Below are 20,875 nucleotides of genomic sequence, written 5' to 3' on the forward strand. Positions count from 1 at the left end.
TTAGGCAGCAAAAAATGTCCAGCAGCGCCTGACCTCGGCGGCGCCAACCGTCCGCGCGGACATTTTCGGCTCTCCTCAACGAAAAAGGGGAGAGCCGCGGCGGCCCTCCCCCATGTTCGCTCGTTGGTCGGCGATCACTTCAGGTTGAAGCGCACCCCGACGCGGAAGGCGCGGCCCAGCAGATCCGAATAGGTGCTGTTCGCCGCGAGCCCGGTTTCGGGCAGCAGGATCGGGTCGCCGTTGAGCAGGTTCGTCACGTTGATGAAGAACTCGCCGCGGCCATCGTCGCCGCCGACCGAGAATTTCTGCGTCAGGTTGAGATCGACGTAGAAGGCGCCCTTGACGCGATTGCGTTCATAGGTCGGCGCGTTGACGGTCGAGACGGGGCAGGTCGTCTGGCATTCGATGCCGTTGGCGACATATTTGCCCGCGCTCACCCCGCGGCCCACCGCGGTGATGCTGAAATCATCATCGTCATAGGCCGCGCTGACGCGGTAGATCCATTTCGGCGTGCTGGACTGGCCGCCGTTGACCCCGACCGTGTTGAGCACCACCGTCCCCGGGACGCCGCTGTTGAAGCGGTTTTCCAGATAGCGGGTGGCAAGGCCGCGGATCGTGAACGCACCGCTGCCCTGTGCCATCGGGATCCGGTACGATGCGTCGATATCGACGCCGCGGACCTTCTGGCTCGCCGCGTTGAACGGGCGCGTCAGGATGACGAGATAGGGCTGCGCCGGATTCTGCGTGCGTGCGGGGTCGACGCTGATTGCGTTACAGAATGCCTGTTCGCCCAGGAAACACAGATTGACGATCTGCTGGGCGCTGAACGCGCTGATCCCGCTCTTCAACCGGATGTCGAAATAATCGACCGCGAGGTTGAACCCGGGCAGGAAGCGGGGCGTGAAGATCGCGCCGACGTTCCACTGATCGGATTTTTCCGGGGTCAAGTCGGTGTTGCCCGTCGCAAAGCCCGAATAGCTGTAACCGGCCTGCGGCGGCTGACCGGCGGGGACGAAGGACGGGCTGGTGCCGGTGATGAAGCCGGGGTTGCTGACCGAATCGCTGTTCGCGGTACCCGCCTGGAACAAGTCGTTGAGGTTGGGCGCGCGAATGTCGCGCGACCGCGTCACGCGCAGGCGGATGTCGTCGATCGGTTGCCAGGTCGCGCCCGCCTTCCACGTCGTCACATAACCCGCGGTCGAATAATCGGTCGCGCGCACCGCGCCGTTGAACTCCAGACCGAAGCCGAGCGGAATCACGGTTTCAAGATAGGCTTCCTTGACGTTGTACGACCCGAAGCTGGGCAGGTAATTGCCCACCGACCAGCGGTTGGTGGCGCCGATGACATTGCCGTTCACGTCGCGCGTCGGCACCGGCTGGAATTCGTCGGGCACGAAGCCGCTGATCTTTTCCTTCCGATATTCGGCGCCGACCGCGATGCTGACGTCGCCAGCCCAGGTCGCGAACGGGGTGAGCGACAGGTTGGCGCCGACGACCATCTGTTCCAGCCGCTGTTTGCGATACGGATCGCCGAGCACATAATCGATCGCGGCCGGATCGGCGACGCCAAGGCCGAGGCGATTGAGCGGAACGCACGCCGCGTCATTGTTGTTCGGATTGGCGTCGACGTTGATCAGGCACTGGATCGACCCGGTCGGAAAGCCGCTTCCCGCCGGCGCAAAGGCGGCGTCGCGGGCGGCGTTGATGCGCGCGATATTCTGAATGTCGCGCAACTGTTCGCGCAGGTCGGCGCGGCCATATTGACCGTAAATGTCCCAACGCGCGGTCTTGCCGAATGCGTCGAACTGGCCTTCGGCGCCGATCAGATAGCGCTGAACCTCGCGCTTGTTGTTGATCCCGCGGAACGGCAGATCGGCCGAGGTCGTGGCGATGGTGACGCTGGTGATGCCCTGCAGCGCTGCGGCACCCAGCGTGTTGAGCAGGAAGGCGTTGCAGGTGATCGGAACCGGGGTCTGGGTACAGCCGGTCGCGTTGAGCACGATCCCGGTCTGCAGGTTCGGCCCCGCATTGAACAGCACTTCCTGCTTGTTGTACGCGGCTTCGGCGAACAATTCGACATTGTCGCCGACCTCGTAGCTCAGGCGCCCGAACACGCCGTAACGGTCGTCGCGCGGGTCGAGGCCGATGTTGCGCCCCGAATCATTGACGCGCCAGTCACCCCCCCGCGTGCGCAGCGGCACCGCGGTGCCGGTGGGCGAAGGGAAGGTCAGATCGCCCCAGACGAACTGGTTTACCGATCCGCCGCTGCCGAAATAAATGCCGCGCAGTCGGTTCGCGGCACCGCCTGCGGAGTTGGTGATAATGCTGCCCGGGGTCGAGTTGGTCGGCCCCGCACCGCGCACGAAAATATATTGCGGCGCCCCCGAATTGGCGTTCGCCAGATAGGCCGGATTTTCGAACCGCAGGAACCCGATCTGATTCCAGTCGCGATCGACCTGGAGGATTCCGTCATTGTGCGCGACTTCGCCGCTGAGCAGGACGTGACCGCGCCCGCCCGCAAACGCCATGCCGGCCGCGGCGCTGAACGAATAGTTGAAGCCGTCGCCTTCCTGGGTGATGCCACTGTCGGCCTCGAACTTCAGGCCTTCGAACTTGTTGTTGAGCGCAAAGTTGACGACGCCCGCGACGGCGTCGGAACCATAAGCCGCGGACGCGCCGCCGGTCACGACCTCGACGCTGGAAATCAGCGCCTGCGGGATCGTGTTGATGTCGACCAGCCCGGTGATCGTCGACCCCACCGAACGGCGACCGTTGACCAGGATCAGCGTGCGTTCGGACCCCAGATTGCGCAGGTTGAGCGCGTTGATGCCCGCCTGACCGCTCGAGATGTTGAGGCGCGAGTTGGACGGACGGGTCGAACCTGCAAGCGACGGCAGCGTGTTGACGAAGTCGGCGATGTTGTTCGTCGGCGAACTGTTCTGGATCTCGGTTTCGCTCAGCACAGTGAGCGGGGTCGGCGCCTGGAACCCGTCGCGCGCAACGCGCGAACCGGTGACGATGATCTGATCGGCGTCTGCGGCCTCGATGGAATCGGCGGGCGCCGCCGTTTCCTGCGCCAGCACCGGCGCGCTGTGAACGAGCGCCAGCGCGGTCATCGCCGCGCCAAAGCTGCTGCTGCGGCCCAGCGACCGGCGATTTCGTTCAAGATAGCGCATGTTAAACGTCCCCTTTATTGCCCAACGGCGCGCCGCGCATCGCTCGATGCGGTTCCCGGCACCGATGCACCGGGCTGGCGCGCCCCCACTATGTCCGCCCTGACTGCCTGACGGCTGCTTATGCCGTCTTGTTATGATTTTCCGGCTTTCGACCTTCACGGCCCGATTGCCGCTGCGCGTCCTTCGCGCCGACAGCCGGGTCCGTGACGGGAAGGTTACAGGGTGGTTACGGGCGGTCAACCGCTTCGCGCTGACCCTGACGATATGGACCTATAGCCACAGGGCATGGCATCGCGGAACGCCTTGGCGCGGCGGCGGATAGCTTGCAGTTATAGGAGGCGCCCCGCTTGCTATGGGGTGGCGACCCCATGCTACGATAGGCTGACGCTTCGTCATCGGTCATTTTGTCGGGGAAGTTTCGTTGATCCAGCGCCGCGCGTTCCTGCTCGCCTCGGCCGCGCTTGTCGCGATGCCGGGAAGCCTTCTCGCGAAACCACGGGTCAAGGGCGGCACGCAACGGGTGAACCTCGCCGGGTCGCGCGCGCCGATCGAGGTCATCGAGGACGAATTGGGCGTGCCGCACATCCGCGCCGGATCGCGCCACGACGCCTTTTTCGGGCAAGGCTATCTGGTTGCGCGCGACCGGTTGTTCCAGATGGACATGGAACGCCGCCGCGAGATGGGGCGGATGGCCGAAGCCTTCGGCCCGCGCTTCGTCGCCGCCGACCGCGCCGCGCGGCTGTTCCATTATCGCGGTGACATCGACGCCGAACTGGCGGCGCTGCCGCCCGACGTGCTCGACTGCGCGCGCGGCTATGTCGCCGGGGTCAATGCGCGGATCGACGAACTCGCCGCCGATCCCACCGCGCTGCCGCTGGAATATGGCATTTTGGGGATCCGCCCGCTGCGCTGGGACGTGCGCGACCTGGTGCGCAGCCGCGGCATCGGCATGGGCGACGCCGACGACGAGGTGCGCCGCGCGCAACTGCACACGCGCGGCCTGCTCGACGCCGAACAGCTGTTTGCGCCGCTACGCCCCGCCTGGGCCTTTACCGTACCCGAGGGGCTCGACGTCGCGGCGGTCAGCGAGGCCGATCTGGGCGTACTCGATCCTGCGGCCCGACCGGTGCCGTTCGACGCCATCCAGGAAGCGGCGCTCGATCCCGAATTGCGCGGCAGCGACCGCTTTGCCCTCGGCAGCAATGCCTGGACCGTTTCGCCTTCGCGCAGCGCGACCGGACGGGCGATTTTGGCCAACGATCCGCATCTGGGCATCGGCGGCGCCAGTCCCCGGCACATGGTTCATATGACCGCACCGGGGCTGGACATCATCGGCGCGGGCGCGCCGGGGCTACCGGGGATCATGCAGGGGCACACCGACCGCTTCGCCTTCGGCCGCACCAATTTCCATATCGACCAGACCGACCTGTTCATCCTGCGCACCAATCCGGATGACCCGAACCAATATTGGCACAAGGGCAAATGGCGCGCGTTCGAAACCCATGAGGACGAGATCATCGTCAAGGGCGCGCCGCCCGAGCGCGTGACGCTGCGCTATGCCGATGGCCGCCCGATCGTGTCGCAAGACGCCGCGCGCAATCGCGCCGTCGCCTTTGCCACGGTCAGCATGCTGCCGGGCGCCAACATGAAATTCGCGATCATCGCGATCAATCTGGCGACCGATTGGGCGTCGCTTCAGCAGGCCTTCAAGCTGCACGTGTCGCCGACCAATCTCCATTACGCGGACATCGACGGCAATACCGGGTGGCAGACGATCGGCTTTACCCCGCGGCGGCCGAAGCATGACGGGTTGTTTCCTGCCCCCGGCGATGGCGATTTCGACTGGACGGGACTGCTGCCGGTCCAGGATATGCCGCACGTCTATAACCCGCCCGAGGGGTGGTTCGCGTCGGCGAACCAGATGAACCTGCCTGCGAACTATCCCTATCGCGAGCGGATCATCAGCTTTACCTGGAGCGATCCTTATCGTTACGATCGCTGCGCCGAGGTGCTGCGCAGCCAGCCGAAGCACCGGATCGCCGACAGTATCGCGTTGCAGCACGACGTCCAGTCGCTGCCCGCGCGCGCGCTGTTGAAACTGCTTCCCGCAAATCTGTCAGCCGAGGCGGCGCCAGCGGCGGCGCTGCTCAGGCGCTGGGACTGCGGGATCGAGGCCGATAGCGCGGCGGCGCTGTTGTTCGAAATGGTGATGGTGGCACTGGCGGCCGATTTTCGCGACCGGGTGGTTCCCGCGGCAGCGAAGGATCTGATCCCGACGGTCAACCTGTCGGAAATGCTGCGCATCCTGGGAACGCCCGACCAGCGGCTGGGCGAAGATCCCGCCGCGGCGCGCGACGCGATGATCGACCGCGCGCTGGTGGCGGGCTGGCAAAAGGCAATCGAGCTTGGCGGTAGCGACCCCGCAAAGTGGCAGTGGGGTGACCTGCACCGGGTGACGATCGCGCACCCCCTCGCATCGTCGATCCCGGCGATCGCGGCGGCCTTTCCCAAGATCGAAGGCGGCCGGTCGGGGGGCGACGGCACGACGCCGATGGCGCGCGGCTTCAATTCGCGGCGCGGGTTCAACGTGTCGCATGGCGCCAGCTACTTGTTCGTCGCCGACGTCGGCGCGTGGGACAACAGCCGCTTCCTGCTGCTCCCCGGCCAGTCCGCCGATCCACGGTCGCCGCGTTATCGCGACTTTTACCCCAAATGGCTGGCGGGGGCGATGCAGCCGCTGTGGTTCAGCAAGGCTGCGGTGGATCGTCATGCGGTGGCGCGGCTGGTGCTGGCCCCTGCTGGGAGCTAATCGCGACGTCGACCAAAATCTATCGCAAGCTCTTGGTTTCCCTCCCCCTCCATGGGGGAGGCAGCGAGACTTGGCGGCTTGCCGCCTAGTCGCAGCGGTGGGGGTGCGCTCTCGACCTGAGGCGACGGCGAAAAGACGCACCATCACCCTCATCCAACTCCGCCTAATCGCTTTGCGATAAGGCTGCGTATCCTTCCCCCATCAAGGGGGAAGGGTGGCTAGAATTCAGTTGCTACAGCCCCTCGGCGATCGCCACCAACGCGCGGTCGACCGCTGCGGTCGCCTGGCTGTCGGTGCCGTCGGGCATGTCATTAGCGAGCACCGAAAAGATCAACGTCTTGCCACTTTTTGTCGTGAGATACCCCGACAGCGCGCGCGAGGCGTTGAGCGACCCCGTCTTGGCGAATAATTTGCCCTCCAGAATCGTCCCCTTGAACCGGTTCTGTAGCGTCCCGTCGCGCCCCGCGATCGGCAGCGTGTCGCGCCACGCCAGACTCCACGGCTGACGCGCGATCCAGCTGAGCAGGCCGACCGCGGCGCGCGGGCTCATCCGGTTGTAGCTCGACATGCCCGACCCGTCCGAAAAGTCGTAGCTGGTTTCGGCGACCCCGGCCTGCGTCATCAACTGCCGCACCGCCTCCCGGCCGTCGGCGATCGAACCGCTGCCCATATGCCGCGCGACGCGGCGCAACATCAGTTCGCTGTGGAGATTCTGGCTCTCCTTGTTGATCCGAACCATATTTTCGGCGAGCGGCGGCGCGGGCAGTTCGGCGAGCATGGCAGGTTCGGTCAGCACGGCGGCCGGGGCGCCGTTGCGCTTTTCGGGATCATCGGCGGCGGTCAGCGGCCGGTGGCGAACCTCGATCGCGCCATCGACGCGGACGCCGCGCGCCTTCAGCAGTTCGCCGAGCCGCCACGCGGCATAATGCGCCGGATCGTCGATGCCATAGCGGAGGGTGAGCGGCGCGACCTCGGCACCGACGGTGCCGGTCAGGCACAGCACGCGGCTATTCGGCATGCGATCGGCCTCGATCGCTTCGGCCTTGCCCGCGACCGTGGTGACCCGGTTGTCGATGACATAATAGCCGGAGGTCTGGATCGTCGGCGCGGCGCCGAGCGCGCCGGGCGCCAGTTTCACCACCAGCTCGTTATCGTCGAGCGTCAGCGCGGAATTGCCGGTGCCGTAGCGCGAGACGATATTGTTCCAGCTCATGCCCGGGCTCCAGCGTTCGTCGGGCAACCAGCTGTCGTCGCCGACGATGTTGCGGACCGCGCGGGTCTTTGCCGCCACCGCGTCGGCAAGAGTCTGCAGGCAATCGGTCTTGCAGTCGTCGGCGCTCGACAACAACGGATCGCCGCGGCCGTGGAGGATGACATCGGTCGCGCCGCCGCCGCGTTCGAGCCGCACCCCGGTGCCTTTGGCCACCTGCTGGAGCAGCGGCAGCTGGGCATAGCCGACCGCGGTCGTGAACATCTTGGTGTTCGATGCCGGGATGAAGCGGTTGTCGGGGTCGATCGCCAGCAGCACTTCGCCATCGAGCGTCGTCACCAGCAGCCCGAACCGCGACCCCGCCGGGGCGGCCGCCAGCGTCTGTTCGACCGTCGTGAGCAGCGGTGCGGGCGCGGGAACAGCAGGCGTGCGGGCGTGGACGGGGGTGATCAGCAGCGCCAGGGCAAGGGCCGGGGCGAGGGGTTTGAGCGCGGTTTTCATCATCTCTCCTGAGCATCCCATGCGGCGACAAGCTGTTCGCCGACGGCGGGGCGTAGCGCGGCGATGCCGCTGTCGAAGTGGCGGGTCGGGTGGACCCGGTTGGTGAGCAGCGTCCAGCCAAGGCCGCGCTCGAAATCGATCCAGAGACCGGTGCCGGTGAAACCGGTGTGACCGATGGTATCGGCCGAACAGCCGCTCCCGCCGTGCCAGCCCGCGAACGCGCGCTCCCAGCCGCAGGTGCGGTGGCGTTCGTCGGCGGTGCGAATTTCGCGCAGCATCGCGGGCGACAATAGCTCCCCGGCGAGCAGTGCGCGGGCGAAGCCGAGCACCCCGTCGATGGTGCCGAACATCCCCGCATGGCCCGGCGCGCCGCCGAGCGCATAGGCGTTTTCGTCGTGCACCTCGCCCTTCAGCACCCGCCCGCGCCATTGGCAATGCTCGGTCGCGACCGCCGGGCCGGGGGGCGGGCCGAAGCCGAGCCCTTCGCCGAGTGGCCAGTCCGCGAGCGAGGCGCCGGTCAGCCGCTCGATCGCGATACCGAGCAGGATGAAATTGATGTCCGAATAGACCGGCGAGCCGTGCCGCCATTCGCGCTGGAGGACAAAGGCGCGCAGCCGCGCGGGATCGTCGCCATAGGTATAGATCGGCTCGACCGCGGGCAGGAAGCTGCGGTGCATCAGGCAGTCGCGGAAGGTCAGCCGCCGCTCGGCGGCGTTCGCGACGTCATATTGGCGCAGATCGGGGATCGCATCGGTCAAGGGGCGGTCGAGGTCGAGGCGGCCCTGTTCGGCCAGTTTGAGGATCATTGTCGTCGTCGCGATGACCTTGCTGAGCGAAGCAAGGTCGAACCAATGCTCGCGGGTCAGCGGCCCGGGCTCGGGAACAAGCGCGGCCATGCCAGCAATACGCACTTGGCTCTGCCCGTCGGCGGTGACCAGCCCCAGCGCCGCGCCGGGGATCCGCCCCGCGTCGATCGCTGCCGCCACCGGCGCAAAGGCGGCGTCGATCATGGCCGATCGTCCGCGCGCGGCCTGGCCCGCGCGATCAGCGGCAGGAACAGGATCGCCGCCAAGCTGATCACCCCCGAGGCAAGGAAGAACAGGTCAAAGCCATTATATCCCGCATCATCGAGCCGCCCGACCACCGTACCGCCTGCCCCCGACAGGAGGCGCGGCAACAGGAAGGCGAAGCCCGACAGAAAGGCATATTGCGCGCCCGGATAACGCGGATTCACCAGCATCGACAGATAGACGACAAAGATGGCGCCAGCCATGCCATTGCCGAACTGATCGGCAGCGGTTGCGATATAGAGCAAGGTCTGATCGTGCGGCTGGTGCGCGAGCCAGACGAAGCCGAAATTGCCGAATGCCGCGAACAGCGCCCCGATCGTCAGGGTGATGCCGAACCGCCAGCGCGTCGTCATCCATCCGCCGAGCCCCACGCCGACGATGCTGGCGGCCAGCGCCACCACGCCGTCGGCCCAGCCGATCTCGGTCTTGGTATAGCCGAGCCCAAGGATCATCGGCTTCGACAGGTTGAGCGCCAGCACGTCACCCATGCGATAGATGGACACAAAGGCCATCAGGGCGATGGCGAGGCCGCCATAGCGCCAGAAGAAATCGACATAGGGACCAATCGCCGCCGAGGTGCGCAGCGGTGAATCGGGCGCGGCGCTGCGGATGCGCGGCAGCATCGCGGCCATCGCCAGAAAGGGCAGCATGGCGATGCCGAGCACCCAGGGGGTGACGTTAGTCGCGGCGCTGATACCAAGATTGGCGGCGGCGCCGAGTAGGACCCAGCCGACCGCCGCGGCCAGCGCGGCGAGCGCGAGCAGGATCGCCGCGCTGGTCGCCAATCCACCCATCAGCGCGGCGGCACGGCCGCGCGTGCCGCGCTGTTCGGACGGGAGAGCGGCGAGGATCGGCAGCGGGACGAAAGCCGCGACCGCGATGAGCAGATAGGCCGCGGTCCAGCCGGGCGCGATGCCGAACGACTGCAGCGTCGGCGCGAGGCTGCCGCCGACGTCGGCGAACAGCAGCGCCCCGCTGCCCGCGGCGACCATCGCCGTGCGATAGCCCCACAGGTTCGCGGCGGCGAGCGGCCCCTGCAATTCGGGCGTCGGCCCCAGTTCGACCCGCCAGGCGTCGGCGGCAACCTCCAGCGTCGTCGTCCAGAAGGCGAGTAGAACCGCGAACAACGCGGTCAGCGCCAGACTGTCGGCGGACGTGAACGCCATCGCCACCAAAGCGGTCACGATGCCGAGCTGCGACAGCATGATCCAGCCGCGCCTTTTGCCCCAGAAGCGCGTGAAGCCCGGTACCGCATAACGATCGAGCAAGGGCGCCCACAGGAATTTGAAGGTCGGCAACAACTGGACCCACGCGAAGAAACCGATGATCGCCAGCGCGACGCCATGATCGGTCAGCCGCACCGCCAGCACGGTCGAAAACATGTAAAAGGGCAGCCCGGCGGAGAAGCCGAGCATCAGATAGAGGATGCGGGCGCGGCGCTGTGCCGACCGGGCCTCGTGATCGCTCGCAAATGCCGCCGCGGGCGCATCGGCATCGAAGGCCATGGCGGTCATTTGCCGACCTCGGGCTGGCCCGCCTGCTCCCAGCGGCCGACGACGCTGGTGACCGTCAGGTTCGCGCTCGCGCTCGCCACCGTGCGCGTCATGTCGAGCAGGCGATCGAAGGGCAGGACAAAACCGACGACGAGCGCGGTCTGTTCGGGCGACACCCCGACCGCCGACAAGACCGCCGCGAGCATGAACAGCGACGCCGAAGGGATCGGCGCGGTGCCGAACGCTGCGAGCGCGCCGGTGAGCAGGACGATTGCGAGCATCGGCAGGTCGGGTTCGACCCCCACCGCCTGCAAGGCAAAGATGCTGAGCAGCCCGACGTACATCGCGGTCCCGTCCTTGCCGATGCTGGCGCCGATCGGCAGCACGGTTTTGGCGACCCCGGGCGCAATCCGCAAATCGTCGAGCGCGATGCGCAGCGCCACCGGCAGCGTGGCGGCGGAGGATGCGGTCGAGAAAGCGACGGCCAGCGCGTCGACGATCGTGCGATAGAAGCGCAGCACCGGGCGCCGCACGACAAAGGCGATCAGCGGCACATGGACGAGCAGGATTTGCAGCACGACCCCCGCCGCGACCGCGACCGCGAGCCAGCCGATATTGGCGAACACCGCGACGCCATTGTCGGCGACCGCCTTGGCGATCAGCGCAAGAACGCCGAATGGCGTAACCTCCATGACGATGCGTACCAGGTGGAACAGCACCTGCCCCGCCGATTGCAGCAAATCGGCCATCGGGCGCCCCTGCTCGCCCGCCAGAATGACGCCGAAGCCGAGCAGGATCGAGAAAAAGATGATCGCCAGCATGTCGCCGTCGACCAGCGACTGGACGATATTGACCGGAACGATGCCGACCAGCTGGTCGTGGAGCGATTTGGGTTCACCCAGCGCGTGCGGCGCGGCGCTGCCGAGCGCGGCGCCCTGTCCGGGTTCCAGCAGCAGGCCGACGACGATACCAATCGACACCGCGCAAAAGGTTGTGAACGCGAACAGGCCGACGGTGCGCGCGCCGACCGATCCCAACTTGCGCGGATCGGCGAGCGCGGTGACCCCCGATGCGATGCTGATAAAGACGATGGGGACGACGAGCATCCGGATCAGGCGGACGAACAATTCGCCGATGATCGCGATCGCCGAGGCCGCCGCGGGCCACAGCAGCCCGAGTGCCACGCCGATGACCATCGCGCCCAACACGCGTTGCCACAGGGGCACCGCAAACCAGCCGCGAAGAAAAACTGTCATCGGCCCTGTCGCCCCGTTCGTGTCAAATCCCGCCCCAAAAGCCGGGCTGCGGCGGCGACAGCAGGCCATTGGCACCGCGGACTCCCCCGGCGCGATCCTCGGCAAGCCAGAGCGGTCCGTCAAGGTCTGCGAAGCTGCTGGTCGCGGCAATCGCCCACGCCGGAGCGATCGACAGCGACGAACAGATCATGCAACCGGTCATGACATCCAGCCCGCGCGCGCGCGCAGCCTCCGCCAGTTCGAGTGCCCCGGTTAGCCCGCCGGTCTTGTCGAGCTTGATGTTCACGACGCCATAGCCATCGGGCAGCGTATCGAGATCGGCGGCCACGTGCACCGATTCATCGGCAGCGATCGGGATGGCCGAACGGAAGCCGGCGAGGTCGCCGTCGGCATCGGCAGGCAGCGGCTGTTCGAGCAGGTCGATCCGCAGATCGGTCATCAGACCCTGCAAATCGCGAACCTCGGCGATCGTCCAGCTTTCATTGGGATCGACGATCATGCGGGGCAGCGGCGCCGCGGCGCGAACCGCGGTTAGCAGCGCGGCGGGATCGTTGCGGTCGACCTTCACCTTGAGCAACGGGGCAGCGGCGAGCGCGGCCGCGGCGACGGCCATATTGTCGGGGGTGTCGAGGCTGATCGTCATCGCGGTCACGATCGGGCGCAGCGGGCGGTCGAGATCGAGCGCCGCCGCGAGATCGCTGCCCGCGAGTTGCAGTTCGAGGTCCCACAGCGCGCAATCGACCGCGTTGCGCGCGGCAGAGGCGGGCATGCACCGAAGCAGTTCCTGGCGGCCCATTCCCTGTTCAAGCGCGCCGCGCAGGCTTTCGATGGCCGCAACCGCACTTTCGACGCTCTCGCCGTAACGCGGATAGGGGACACCTTCGCCGCGTCCGGTCAGGCCGTCCTGGCCGATCGTTACGGTGACGACCTCGGCCGCGGTCTTGACCCCGCGCGAGATGCGAAAAGGCGCATGCAGTTTAAACGTCTCTGCAAAGACGGTCAGGGTGCGGGGCATGGCGGGCCGGTCAGGCAGTTGCGCCAACGGCAGGCGAAGGGGCAGTCACGCCCAGCAGCCGGTCGAGGATCGCCTCGACCCCGAAGCGATAGGGGTCGCTGGTCGGCAGGCCGAATTCGGCCGCGGTGGCGGCGCATAGCGCGCGCGCATCATCCTCGGCCATGGCCGACGTGTTGAGCGCGATGCCGACGACGCGGACATCGGGGTTGGTCAACTGCGCAACGCGGACGTTTGCCTCCAGCGTTTCAGCGATGCCGGGCAGCGGATAATGCGGCAGGCCGCGCATATGCGGGCGCACTGGATCGTGGCAGAGGACGAGTGCGTCGGGCTGTGCCCCGTGCAGCAGCCCCGTCGACACCCCGGCGAAGGAGGGGTGGTAAAGCGAGCCCTGCCCCTCGATCAGATCCCAGCCATCGTCGCTGCGCGCGGGCGAAATCTGTTCGATCGCCCCCGAGATGAAGTCGGCGACCACGGCGTCGAGCGGGACGCCGTCGCCCGCGATCAGGATGCCGGTCTGGCCGGTGGCGCGGAAATCGGCGGCAACGCCGCGCTTTTCGAGCGCGCTGGCGAGGCAGAGGGTCGTGTACATCTTTCCCACCGAACAATCGGTGCCGACGGTCAGCAACCGCTTGCCCGCCCGCTTCTTGCCATTGCCGATCGGGATGTCGGGTCGCGGGTCGCGCACGTCGTGCAGCTTGCGGCCGAGCCGCGCTGCCGCCGCGATCAGCCGCGGTTCGGCATTCAGCCGGTGGTGCAGCCCCGATGCAATATCGAGCCCGGCCTCCATCGCGGCCAGCGCGTCGACGACCAGGTCCTCGCCCAGCTTGCCGCCCGCATTGGCAATCCCCAGCACCAGCGTCCGCGCTCCCGCCGCGCGCGCCGCGGCGAAATCCATGCGCGGCAGGTCGAGCGTCAGCGGACAATCATCGTGGCGATACTCGCCGACGCAGATGTCGGGCCGGAACACCGCAAGCCCGCGCGACGTCTTGATATCGGCGGGGTCCTGCGAATGACCAAGGTAAAGAAGATAGGGTGTGTCGATCATGGCTCAGAGCAACCTGCGGGACGATGAAAGGACCAACTCTACCGCCACCCGTCGCATTGCCCCAATATCCTGCGCCTCATATCCTATAGCCTGATGCTATAATCCTTCGATCACCGTGGCGAGCTCCTCCAGAAACGCCGACGCCGTTTTTGACGGCGGGCGGTTCTGCAAATAGACCGCGTTGATGTCGAAAGTGATCGCGGGCTGCAGCGGGCGGCTTGCCAGTCCGGGCGACAATTCGGCATGGGCGGTAAAATTGTCGACGATCGCCATGCCGACCCCGGCGCTGACCAGCGCGGCGGCGACATAATAGGTGCGCGCCGACACCACTTCGTCCAGCTCGACCTCCAGACGGCTGAGTTCGCTCGACAGCATCCGCCCGATCGGGCCGCCCTGCACCGGGCTGATGAATTTCTGCCCGCGCAGCTCGTCGAGATGCAGCCGCGGCGGCGCGGCGGGCATGTCCTCTTCGCGGTAGATGACGACCAGCTCGCCCTCGCCGATCACCTGATGCGCGACGGGGGCCGACAGCGGCACTTCGAAACTGATCGCGATGTCGGTTTCATGTTCGTAGAGCTTGCGCACCATTTCGTCATGGTGAAGCGTCTGGAGGTCGAACATGATATCCTCATGATCGGCCAGGAATCGCGCCACCGCCGCGGGAATCGCGCCGAGCCCCAACGAGGGCAACGCCGAAATGCGCAGCAGCCCGCCGCGCCCGTGGCGCAGATTCTGGCACGCCTGACGCAGCGAGCGCACCCGGTCCTGAATGTCGGACACTTCGGCGAACAGGGTGTGCGCATCCTGCGTCGGGATCAGCCGCCCTTTCGAGCGCTCGAACAGCGTCAGCCCGATCGATCGTTCGGCGTGGCGCAGTACCTTCGTCACCGACGGCTGCGACACGTTGAGCGAGCGCGCCGCGGCGCTGACCGTGCCGTGCAGAAACACCGCGTGGAAAATCTCGATCTGGCGAAGGTTCATGTCGTGACGGTCCCAAGCTGCGTGCGCGGGCCGCTCCAGCCCAATTTGACGCCTTATGCCATTGGGTTATAGGCGCCGCAACACCCTCCTCTGGACGCCGGGCCTGCGTTCGGGACATCTTCCGAGCCGGAATAGTCCCCCGGTGGCCCGCGCTCACCTTTATCAACCGTCGTTCGCACAAAGGACCACGCCGATGCCGTCAACTGCCTCATTCCCGGTGCGCCGCGCCATCGGCGCACTGGTGGCAGGCGCGGCGCTGGTCGCCGTGACCGGCGCCACGGCGCGCACCGACAAGGCGGTCGACGTCATCATCCGCGGCGGCACCATCTATGACGGCAGTCCCGACAAGCCCGTCGTCGGCGATGTCGCGATCCGCGGCGACCGGATCGTCGCAGTCGGCCGCATCGGCAACATCACGGCGCGGCGGGTGATCGATGCGAAGGGGATGATCGTCGCGCCCGGCTTCATCGATCCGCATACGCATGCCGACAGCTTCCTCCGTTCGTCCGACCCCAAGCTACGCGTCAATGCCGCGTGGCTGCATCAGGGGGTGACCACCGTGATGATCGGCGTCGACGGCAATGGCACGCCCGACGTCGCTGCGGACAGCGGCAAACTCGCGGCGTCGGGAATCGGCACCAATATCGTCCCCTTCGTCGGCTTTGGCCCGGTGCGCCAGCGCGTGCTGGGGCAGAACGCACGCGCGCCGAGCGCCACGGAGCTGGACGCGATGAAGGCGCTGGTCGCGAACGGAATGTGCGAGGGCGCGGTCGGGCTGTCGGCCGGGCTCTTCTATGCCCCGCAAAGCTTTGCCACGACCGACGAAGTCGTCGCGGTGGCGCGCGAGGCAGCGATCCGCGGCGGGCTGTACGACACCCACCAACGCGACGAATCGAGCTATAGCATCGGCCTGATCGGGTCGGTGGAGGAAGCGATCGCGATCGGGCGGCGCGCCGGGATGCCGGTGCATTTCGCACATCTGAAAGCGCTGGGGGTCGATGTTCATGGTCAGGCGGGGGCGGTGATCGCCGCGATCGAAGCGGCGCGCAAAGCGGGCGTCGAAGTGACCGCCGACCAATATCCGTGGCTGGCGTCGGGATCCAACCTCGATGCGTCGCTGCTGCCGCGCTGGGCGGTCGATGGCGGCGGTGCGGCGCTGCTCAAGCGCCTCGACGATCCCGCCACGTTGGCGCGACTCCGGGACGAAATGCAGGAAAATCTGCGGCGGCGCGGCGGGCCGGGGGCGTTGCTGTTGATCGCCGAGGGCTTTCCCTGGACCGGCAAGACGGTGGCGGCGGTCGCGGACGAATGGAAGATGGACAGCCGCGACGCGGCGCTGCGCATCATTCGCCAGAGCATCGAGGCGAAGATTGGCGGCCAGAAGGGCGGCGGTACCGCGGTCGCGTCGTTCAACATGGCGCAGGCCGACGTCGACCTGCTGATGCAGCAGCCTTGGATGGTGACATCGTCCGACGGGTCGGACGGCCACCCGCGCATGTTCGCGACCTTTCCCGAAAAATACGCGCGCTATGTCCGCGAACGCCGGGTCATCGACGTGGCGACCTTCATCCGTCAATCGACCGGCCGCACCGCCGACATCTACAAGCTCGACCGGCGCGGCTATCTGCGTCCCGGCTTTTTCGCCGACATCGTCGTGCTGGATCCTGCGGGATATGCGCCGCGCGCCGATTATGTCCGCCCGCGCGAATTGAGCGTCGGCGTGCAAAGCCTGTTCGTCAACGGTGCGCTGGCGCTCGACGACGGCCGCACCACCGGCGTTGCCGCGGGCCGCGCGCTGCTCCGGCCCCGCCCGCCGGGCTGCCCCGGCTAGTTGAAGCGGAAATCCGTCGCGCGCAGCTCCCGGCGCGAAGGCGACGTGCGCTAGCGTCTGTCCTGTTCAAACTAATCCGTAGCCCTGAGCCTGTCGAAGCCTGTCCTGAGCGCCTGCAAGGCAGTCGAAGGGGGCGTCTCTCGCCGATAAGCGCCCTTCGACAGGCTCAGGGCTACGGTGACTTGCTTCAGCCTGAGCTGGACAGACTCTAGCCGCCCAGCGCCAGCCACAACAGCAGGCGCGCGCGCCGCGCCGCGCCCACCGCGACCGCGGCGCGTTCCGCCGCGCCGTCGGCTTGCCGCCGCGTTTCCAGCACCGCCGACAAGTCGGCCAGCCCGGCACGAAAGCGGCTTGCGGTCAGGGCGTCGCTGCGCGCCAATAGCGCCGCCTCCTGCGCCGCCGCCGCCGCACGCGCGTCGGCGGCGGCAATCAATCGATAAGCCGACTCGGCATCGCCCAGCGCGGTGAACACCGTCGCACGATATTGCTGAAAGGCGAGCTTCTTGTCCGCCGCCGCACCATCGATCTCCGCCGAAATCCGGCCAAAATCAAGGAGCGGCCCCGCGATTGCAGCGGCGAGCGACCCGATGATCGAATCATCGTCGAACAACTGGCCCGGGCTGAATGCCAACAGGCCCAGCGTGCCCGACAGCGTCAGGCGCGGAAACCGCCGCGCGGCGGTCGCCGCCAGATCGGCGTCGGCCGCGGCCAGCCGCGCGGCTGCGGCCACGATATCGGGACGGCGGACGAGCAGGTCGGACGGCAGCGCGGCGGGCGCCGATGGCAACGCCTGCTCACCATGCGGCGCATCCAGCTGCGCCTCGACCCATGCGGCATCGCGCCCGGTTAGCGTTACCAGGCGTCCAATGATCGGGCCACGTTCGGTATCGAGCCCCGCGAGACGGCTCCGCGATGCGCTTGCCACGCTTTCGGCGCGCACGCGGTCGGCGCCCGGCGCAAGGCCGGCGGTCGATCGTGCGGTGGCCAGCGCAATCAGACGCTCGGCCGACGCCAGGTCGCGCTGAAGCGATGCCGCACGCGCGTCAAGGCTGCGCCAATCGACCACCAGCGACGCGATATCGGCGATCAGCGCGATCCGGACGGCATCGGCGTCGGCGGTCGCCGCATCGAGCCGCAACGATGTGGCGCGCTGTTCGGACCGCAAGCGACCGAAGATGTCCGGATCCCAGCGCGCGCTGAGCGAAGCGCCGTAAGCCGTCTGATCGGGATCGATCGAAATGCCGGGCGGCAGGCTGGCGCCGAAGCTCCCGGGATTGCTGCGGCTCGTCTCGATCGACGCCGACGCGTCCAATTGCGGCGCGCGTTCGGCGCGGGCGCGGCGCGCGGCGGCGCGGGCGCGTTCGATCCGCGCCGCCGCCTCACCGAGCGAGGGTGCTTCGGCGATCGCCGCGGCCTGTAGCGCCAAAAAAGCAGGATCGTCACTCGGCAACAAAGCCGCCAAAGACCCGGCACGAGCAGCATCGGGCGCGCCGGAAAAGGTCGCAGGAAGCGGCGGCGTCGGCGTCTCCACCGTCGGCGGTGGCCCGGCGGCGCACCCTGCCAGCAGCGCCGCGGCGAAGAACAGGGGCGCGCTGCGCGTCACTTCCTGGCTCCGGAGGGGGCTTTCGCCGGGATGAAAGCATCGACCTGCTGCCCGACGCGGAAGAGGTCGCTGCCCGCCGGAAGCGCATAGATGATCTGCATCACGCGCACATCGACGCGCTCGGCGGCGCTGTTGGTCAGCGAGCGTTTCGGCACCACCAGCGGTTCGGCGCGAACGAAGCGCGCGGCGACCTGGCGCTCGGCGGCGCCGCGCGGCGACACGATGGCATTGGCTCCCAACGCGACATCGGCCGCCTGATCCTCGTCGATATCGATGCGGACGTGCAGCGGGCGCGTTTCGCCCATGCGGATATAGGGTTCGGCATTGCCGCCCTGCGGCCCGCCTGCCTGCACATATTCGCCCGGGCGGATATTCACCGCCAGGATCTCGCCGGCGATCGGCGCGCGCACCGCCAGCCGGGCTAGTTCGGTACGCGAGCTGCCGGCCGCCGCGCTCGCCGCGGCGAGGCGCGCCCGCGCCAGCGCGAGCCTGCTCGTTGCTGCCGCGGCTTCGCCTTCGGCCCGCACCACTTCGGTCCGGCTGACCGCTTCGGCATCGTCAACCTGGCGATACAGTGCGAGCTGGCGCTGCGCGGTGATGCGCGCCGCATCAGCCTCCCCGATCGCCGCGCGCGCTTCGCCGATCGCGGCCTCCGCTTCCGCCAAACGTGCGCGCACGGCGCGATCGTCGACGGTGAACAGCAAGTCACCCTTGGCGACATAGGCGCCCGGTTGCACATTCAACTGCATCACCAGACCCGACAAGGCCGTGCCGACATCGACGATCTCGCTCGACGGCTCGACAACCCCCGCCCCCGCCACGCGCGCGCTGTTAGCGAGCGCCCCGGTCGCCCGCGGCGGCGTCTGCTGCGGCGGTTCGAGCTGCCGGTCGGGGAGCCCGCTCGCGATAAAGATCACCGCGATCACCAGCCCCAGCAAGGCGATCGCCGGCAGGATCTGGCGGGCGAAGTTCAGATTGGCAAAGCGTCGGGTCATGGCGTCAATGGTCCTTCGGCATGTCGCGGCCGTCATGGGTGATCCGCCCATCCTCGAGCACGAGGATGCGATCGGCGAGGTCGAAAATGCGGTTGTCGTGGGTGACGATGATCACCGACCGATCGTCGGCGAGCGCAACCTCGCGCAGCAGGTCCATCACGCGCCGCCCGGACCGCGCGTCGAGCGCCGCGGTCGGTTCGTCACAGACGATCAGGCGCGGCTGGTGGACCAATGCGCGCGCGATCGCGACGCGTTGCTGCTGGCCGCCTGACAATTGGTTGGGAAGCTTGTTAGCCTGATCGGCGATGTTGAGCGCGGCGAGCAGTTCGATCGCCCGCTCGCGGGCCTCAAGCCGGTCCATTCCCTGCGCGATCAGCGGCACGGCGGCATTCGACGCCGCGTCGATCGCCGGGATCAGATTATATTGCTGAAAAATGAAACCGACGTTGCGCAGCCGGAAATCGACCAGATCGCTGTCGCTGAGGCGATAGATGTCGGTACCGAACAGTCGCACTTCGCCCTCGGTCGGCCACAGGATGCCGCACATGATCGAAATCAGCGTCGTCTTGCCCGATCCCGACTCCCCGACCAGATAGGTGAGCTCGCCGGCGCGCACGTCGAGGTCGATGCCGTGCAGCACCCGGATCGTCTGCTGCCCCGCGGTGAAGTCGCGCGCGACACCGCGCGTCGAAATCGCGGCGATCGCCGTCGCTGTGTCGGCGGCGGCGCTCACCGGAACACCGCCGCGGGTTCGGTCTTGAGCACCCGGCGCAGCGCAATCCAGCCGGTCAGCGCCAGGATCAAGGCGACCGCGACCAGGCTGATGAGCGGCACTTGCCAGGGGATATAGAAACCCTTGAAGGTCGGATTGCTCGAAAAGCCCCAGATAAAGCCGACGGTACCAAGAACGCCAAGGCCATAGCCGATCAGGCCGACCATCGCCGCCTGCGCCGCGACCATGCGGCGGATCTTCGCGTTGTTCACCCCGATCGCCTTCAGCGCCCCGAATTGCTTGATATTGTCGCGGATGAACAGGCTGAAGGTCAGGCCGACGATCGCCACCCCGACGACAAAGCCGAGCAGCACCGTAATCCCGAAATTCAGCGGAATGCCGGTGTTTTCGATGATGAAATCCACCCCGTCGCGCGCGAATTCGTCGCGGGTGCGGGCGCGCAGCCCCGTATCTTGGGTAATCCGCGCCGCGAGCGCCTTCGCATCCACCCCGGGCGCGGCGCCGACCAGCACAAAGCTCAATCGGTTGCGGGTACCGGGCACGAAATTGAGGGCGCGGCTATACCGGGTGTAGAGCGTGACCTGGCTGGTAAAGCTGGGGATCGCATCGGCGACCCCCATGATCACCGCGCGCTGGTCGTTGAGTTCCAGCCGCTCGCCGACGGGATCATATCCTTCCGGGAAAAAGCGCGTCGTCCCGACATCGTCGATGACGACCGCATCGGGCCGCTCGAGCACATCGGCGGCCCCCGACGCCATCCGGCGAGGCAAGCCGATCAGCGTCGCGTCGTCGACCCCGATGACCGACACGCCTTCAAGATCGCCTTCCTTTGTCCGCACCGACGCCGCGGCGCGCAGGTGCGGCACCGCCCATTCGACCCCCGCCACCGACCGCACCCGATCGAGCGCTGTCGACGGCATCGGCAGATTGACGTCGGTCGTGCGGCTGACCGGGTCCATCACCCAGACATCGGCCGACGGGACGTTGTAAACGCCGCTAGCGCCGCGCTCGATCAGATTGACAAAAATGGTCAGCTGCTGGGTGATCAGCAGGGTGGAAAATGCGATGCCGAACAGCAGACCATAAAATTTGGTCGCGTCGCCGGTCAGCATTCGGATTGCGATCCAGACCATCGGGGGAGAGCCCTTTTTTCCTCA

Annotated in this window: 14 protein-coding genes; 2 read left to right on the forward strand and 12 right to left on the reverse strand. The window is 67.2% G+C overall.

Going from position 1 to position 20,875, the window contains the following annotated elements; all coding sequences use genetic code 11:
- Positions 1-134: 134 nt before the first annotated feature.
- A complete protein-coding gene (locus FFS18_RS13300) occupies positions 135-3,176 on the reverse strand; it encodes a TonB-dependent receptor plug domain-containing protein (protein ID WP_137871195.1) in 3,042 nt (1,013 codons plus the stop codon).
- A gap of 421 nt (positions 3,177-3,597) precedes the next feature.
- Here FFS18_RS13300 and FFS18_RS13305 point away from each other — a divergent pair, with 421 nt between their 5' ends.
- On the forward strand, positions 3,598-5,985 hold the full coding sequence (locus FFS18_RS13305) for a penicillin acylase family protein (RefSeq protein ID WP_137871196.1): 2,388 nt from the start codon (positions 3,598-3,600) through the stop codon (positions 5,983-5,985).
- Between the two features lie 232 nt (positions 5,986-6,217).
- On the opposite strand, the gene dacB is transcribed toward FFS18_RS13305, so the two are convergent.
- The 7 genes from dacB to FFS18_RS13340 form a co-directional block, all read right to left on the reverse strand.
- The gene (gene dacB, locus FFS18_RS13310) at positions 6,218-7,696 is read right to left on the reverse strand and encodes a D-alanyl-D-alanine carboxypeptidase/D-alanyl-D-alanine endopeptidase (RefSeq protein ID WP_137871197.1); all 1,479 of its coding nucleotides are present in this window, start codon (positions 7,694-7,696) and stop codon (positions 6,218-6,220) included.
- Positions 7,696-8,706 carry a serine hydrolase domain-containing protein gene (locus FFS18_RS13315; protein WP_137871198.1) on the reverse strand — a complete coding sequence of 337 codons (1,011 nt, stop codon included), beginning with the start codon at positions 8,704-8,706 and terminating at the stop codon, positions 7,696-7,698. Before FFS18_RS13315 ends, dacB begins: the two co-directional genes overlap by 1 nt.
- Positions 8,703-10,280: an MFS transporter gene (locus tag FFS18_RS13320; protein WP_171005318.1), complete on the reverse strand. Its 1,578-nt coding sequence runs from the start codon at positions 10,278-10,280 to the stop codon at positions 8,703-8,705. Before FFS18_RS13320 ends, FFS18_RS13315 begins: the two co-directional genes overlap by 4 nt.
- The gene (locus tag FFS18_RS13325; RefSeq protein WP_137871199.1) at positions 10,277-11,515 is read right to left on the reverse strand and encodes a dicarboxylate/amino acid:cation symporter; all 1,239 of its coding nucleotides are present in this window, start codon (positions 11,513-11,515) and stop codon (positions 10,277-10,279) included. The genes FFS18_RS13320 and FFS18_RS13325 overlap by 4 nt, the downstream gene beginning before the upstream one ends.
- Before the next feature lie 22 nt (positions 11,516-11,537).
- A complete protein-coding gene (gene dgcA / locus FFS18_RS13330; protein WP_137871200.1) occupies positions 11,538-12,530 on the reverse strand; it encodes an N-acetyl-D-Glu racemase DgcA in 993 nt (330 codons plus the stop codon).
- A 10-nt stretch (positions 12,531-12,540) separates the two neighbouring features.
- Complete coding sequence (dgcN, locus tag FFS18_RS13335; RefSeq protein ID WP_137871201.1) at positions 12,541-13,575, reverse strand: N-acetyltransferase DgcN; 1,035 nt, start codon at positions 13,573-13,575, stop codon at positions 12,541-12,543.
- Positions 13,576-13,671: 96 nt separating this feature from the next.
- Entirely contained in the window at positions 13,672-14,556 is an 885-nt protein-coding gene (locus FFS18_RS13340) for a LysR family transcriptional regulator (RefSeq protein WP_137871202.1), read from the reverse strand.
- A 193-nt stretch (positions 14,557-14,749) separates the two neighbouring features.
- On the opposite strand from FFS18_RS13340, the gene FFS18_RS13345 reads away from it, so the two are divergent.
- Positions 14,750-16,387 carry an N-acyl-D-amino-acid deacylase family protein gene (locus tag FFS18_RS13345; protein WP_137871203.1) on the forward strand — a complete coding sequence of 546 codons (1,638 nt, stop codon included), beginning with the start codon at positions 14,750-14,752 and terminating at the stop codon, positions 16,385-16,387.
- Positions 16,388-16,595: 208 nt separating this feature from the next.
- On the opposite strand, the gene FFS18_RS13350 is transcribed toward FFS18_RS13345, so the two are convergent.
- The 4 genes from FFS18_RS13350 to FFS18_RS13365 are packed head-to-tail and all read right to left on the reverse strand — an operon-like array spanning position 16,596 to position 20,851.
- On the reverse strand, positions 16,596-17,990 hold the full coding sequence (locus FFS18_RS13350) for an efflux transporter outer membrane subunit (protein ID WP_249340401.1): 1,395 nt from the start codon (positions 17,988-17,990) through the stop codon (positions 16,596-16,598).
- Positions 17,987-18,985: an efflux RND transporter periplasmic adaptor subunit gene (locus FFS18_RS13355; protein WP_137871204.1), complete on the reverse strand. Its 999-nt coding sequence runs from the start codon at positions 18,983-18,985 to the stop codon at positions 17,987-17,989. Before FFS18_RS13355 ends, FFS18_RS13350 begins: the two co-directional genes overlap by 4 nt.
- A 4-nt stretch (positions 18,986-18,989) precedes the next feature.
- The gene (locus FFS18_RS13360) at positions 18,990-19,718 is read right to left on the reverse strand and encodes an ABC transporter ATP-binding protein (RefSeq protein WP_212743053.1); all 729 of its coding nucleotides are present in this window, start codon (positions 19,716-19,718) and stop codon (positions 18,990-18,992) included.
- Complete coding sequence (locus tag FFS18_RS13365; RefSeq protein WP_137871205.1) at positions 19,715-20,851, reverse strand: ABC transporter permease; 1,137 nt, start codon at positions 20,849-20,851, stop codon at positions 19,715-19,717. The genes FFS18_RS13360 and FFS18_RS13365 overlap by 4 nt, the downstream gene beginning before the upstream one ends.
- Between the last annotated feature and the right edge of the window lie 24 nt (positions 20,852-20,875).

Origin of the sequence: Sphingopyxis sp. 2PD (assembly GCF_005503695.1) — a bacterium.
Taxonomy (GTDB): domain Bacteria; phylum Pseudomonadota; class Alphaproteobacteria; order Sphingomonadales; family Sphingomonadaceae; genus Sphingopyxis.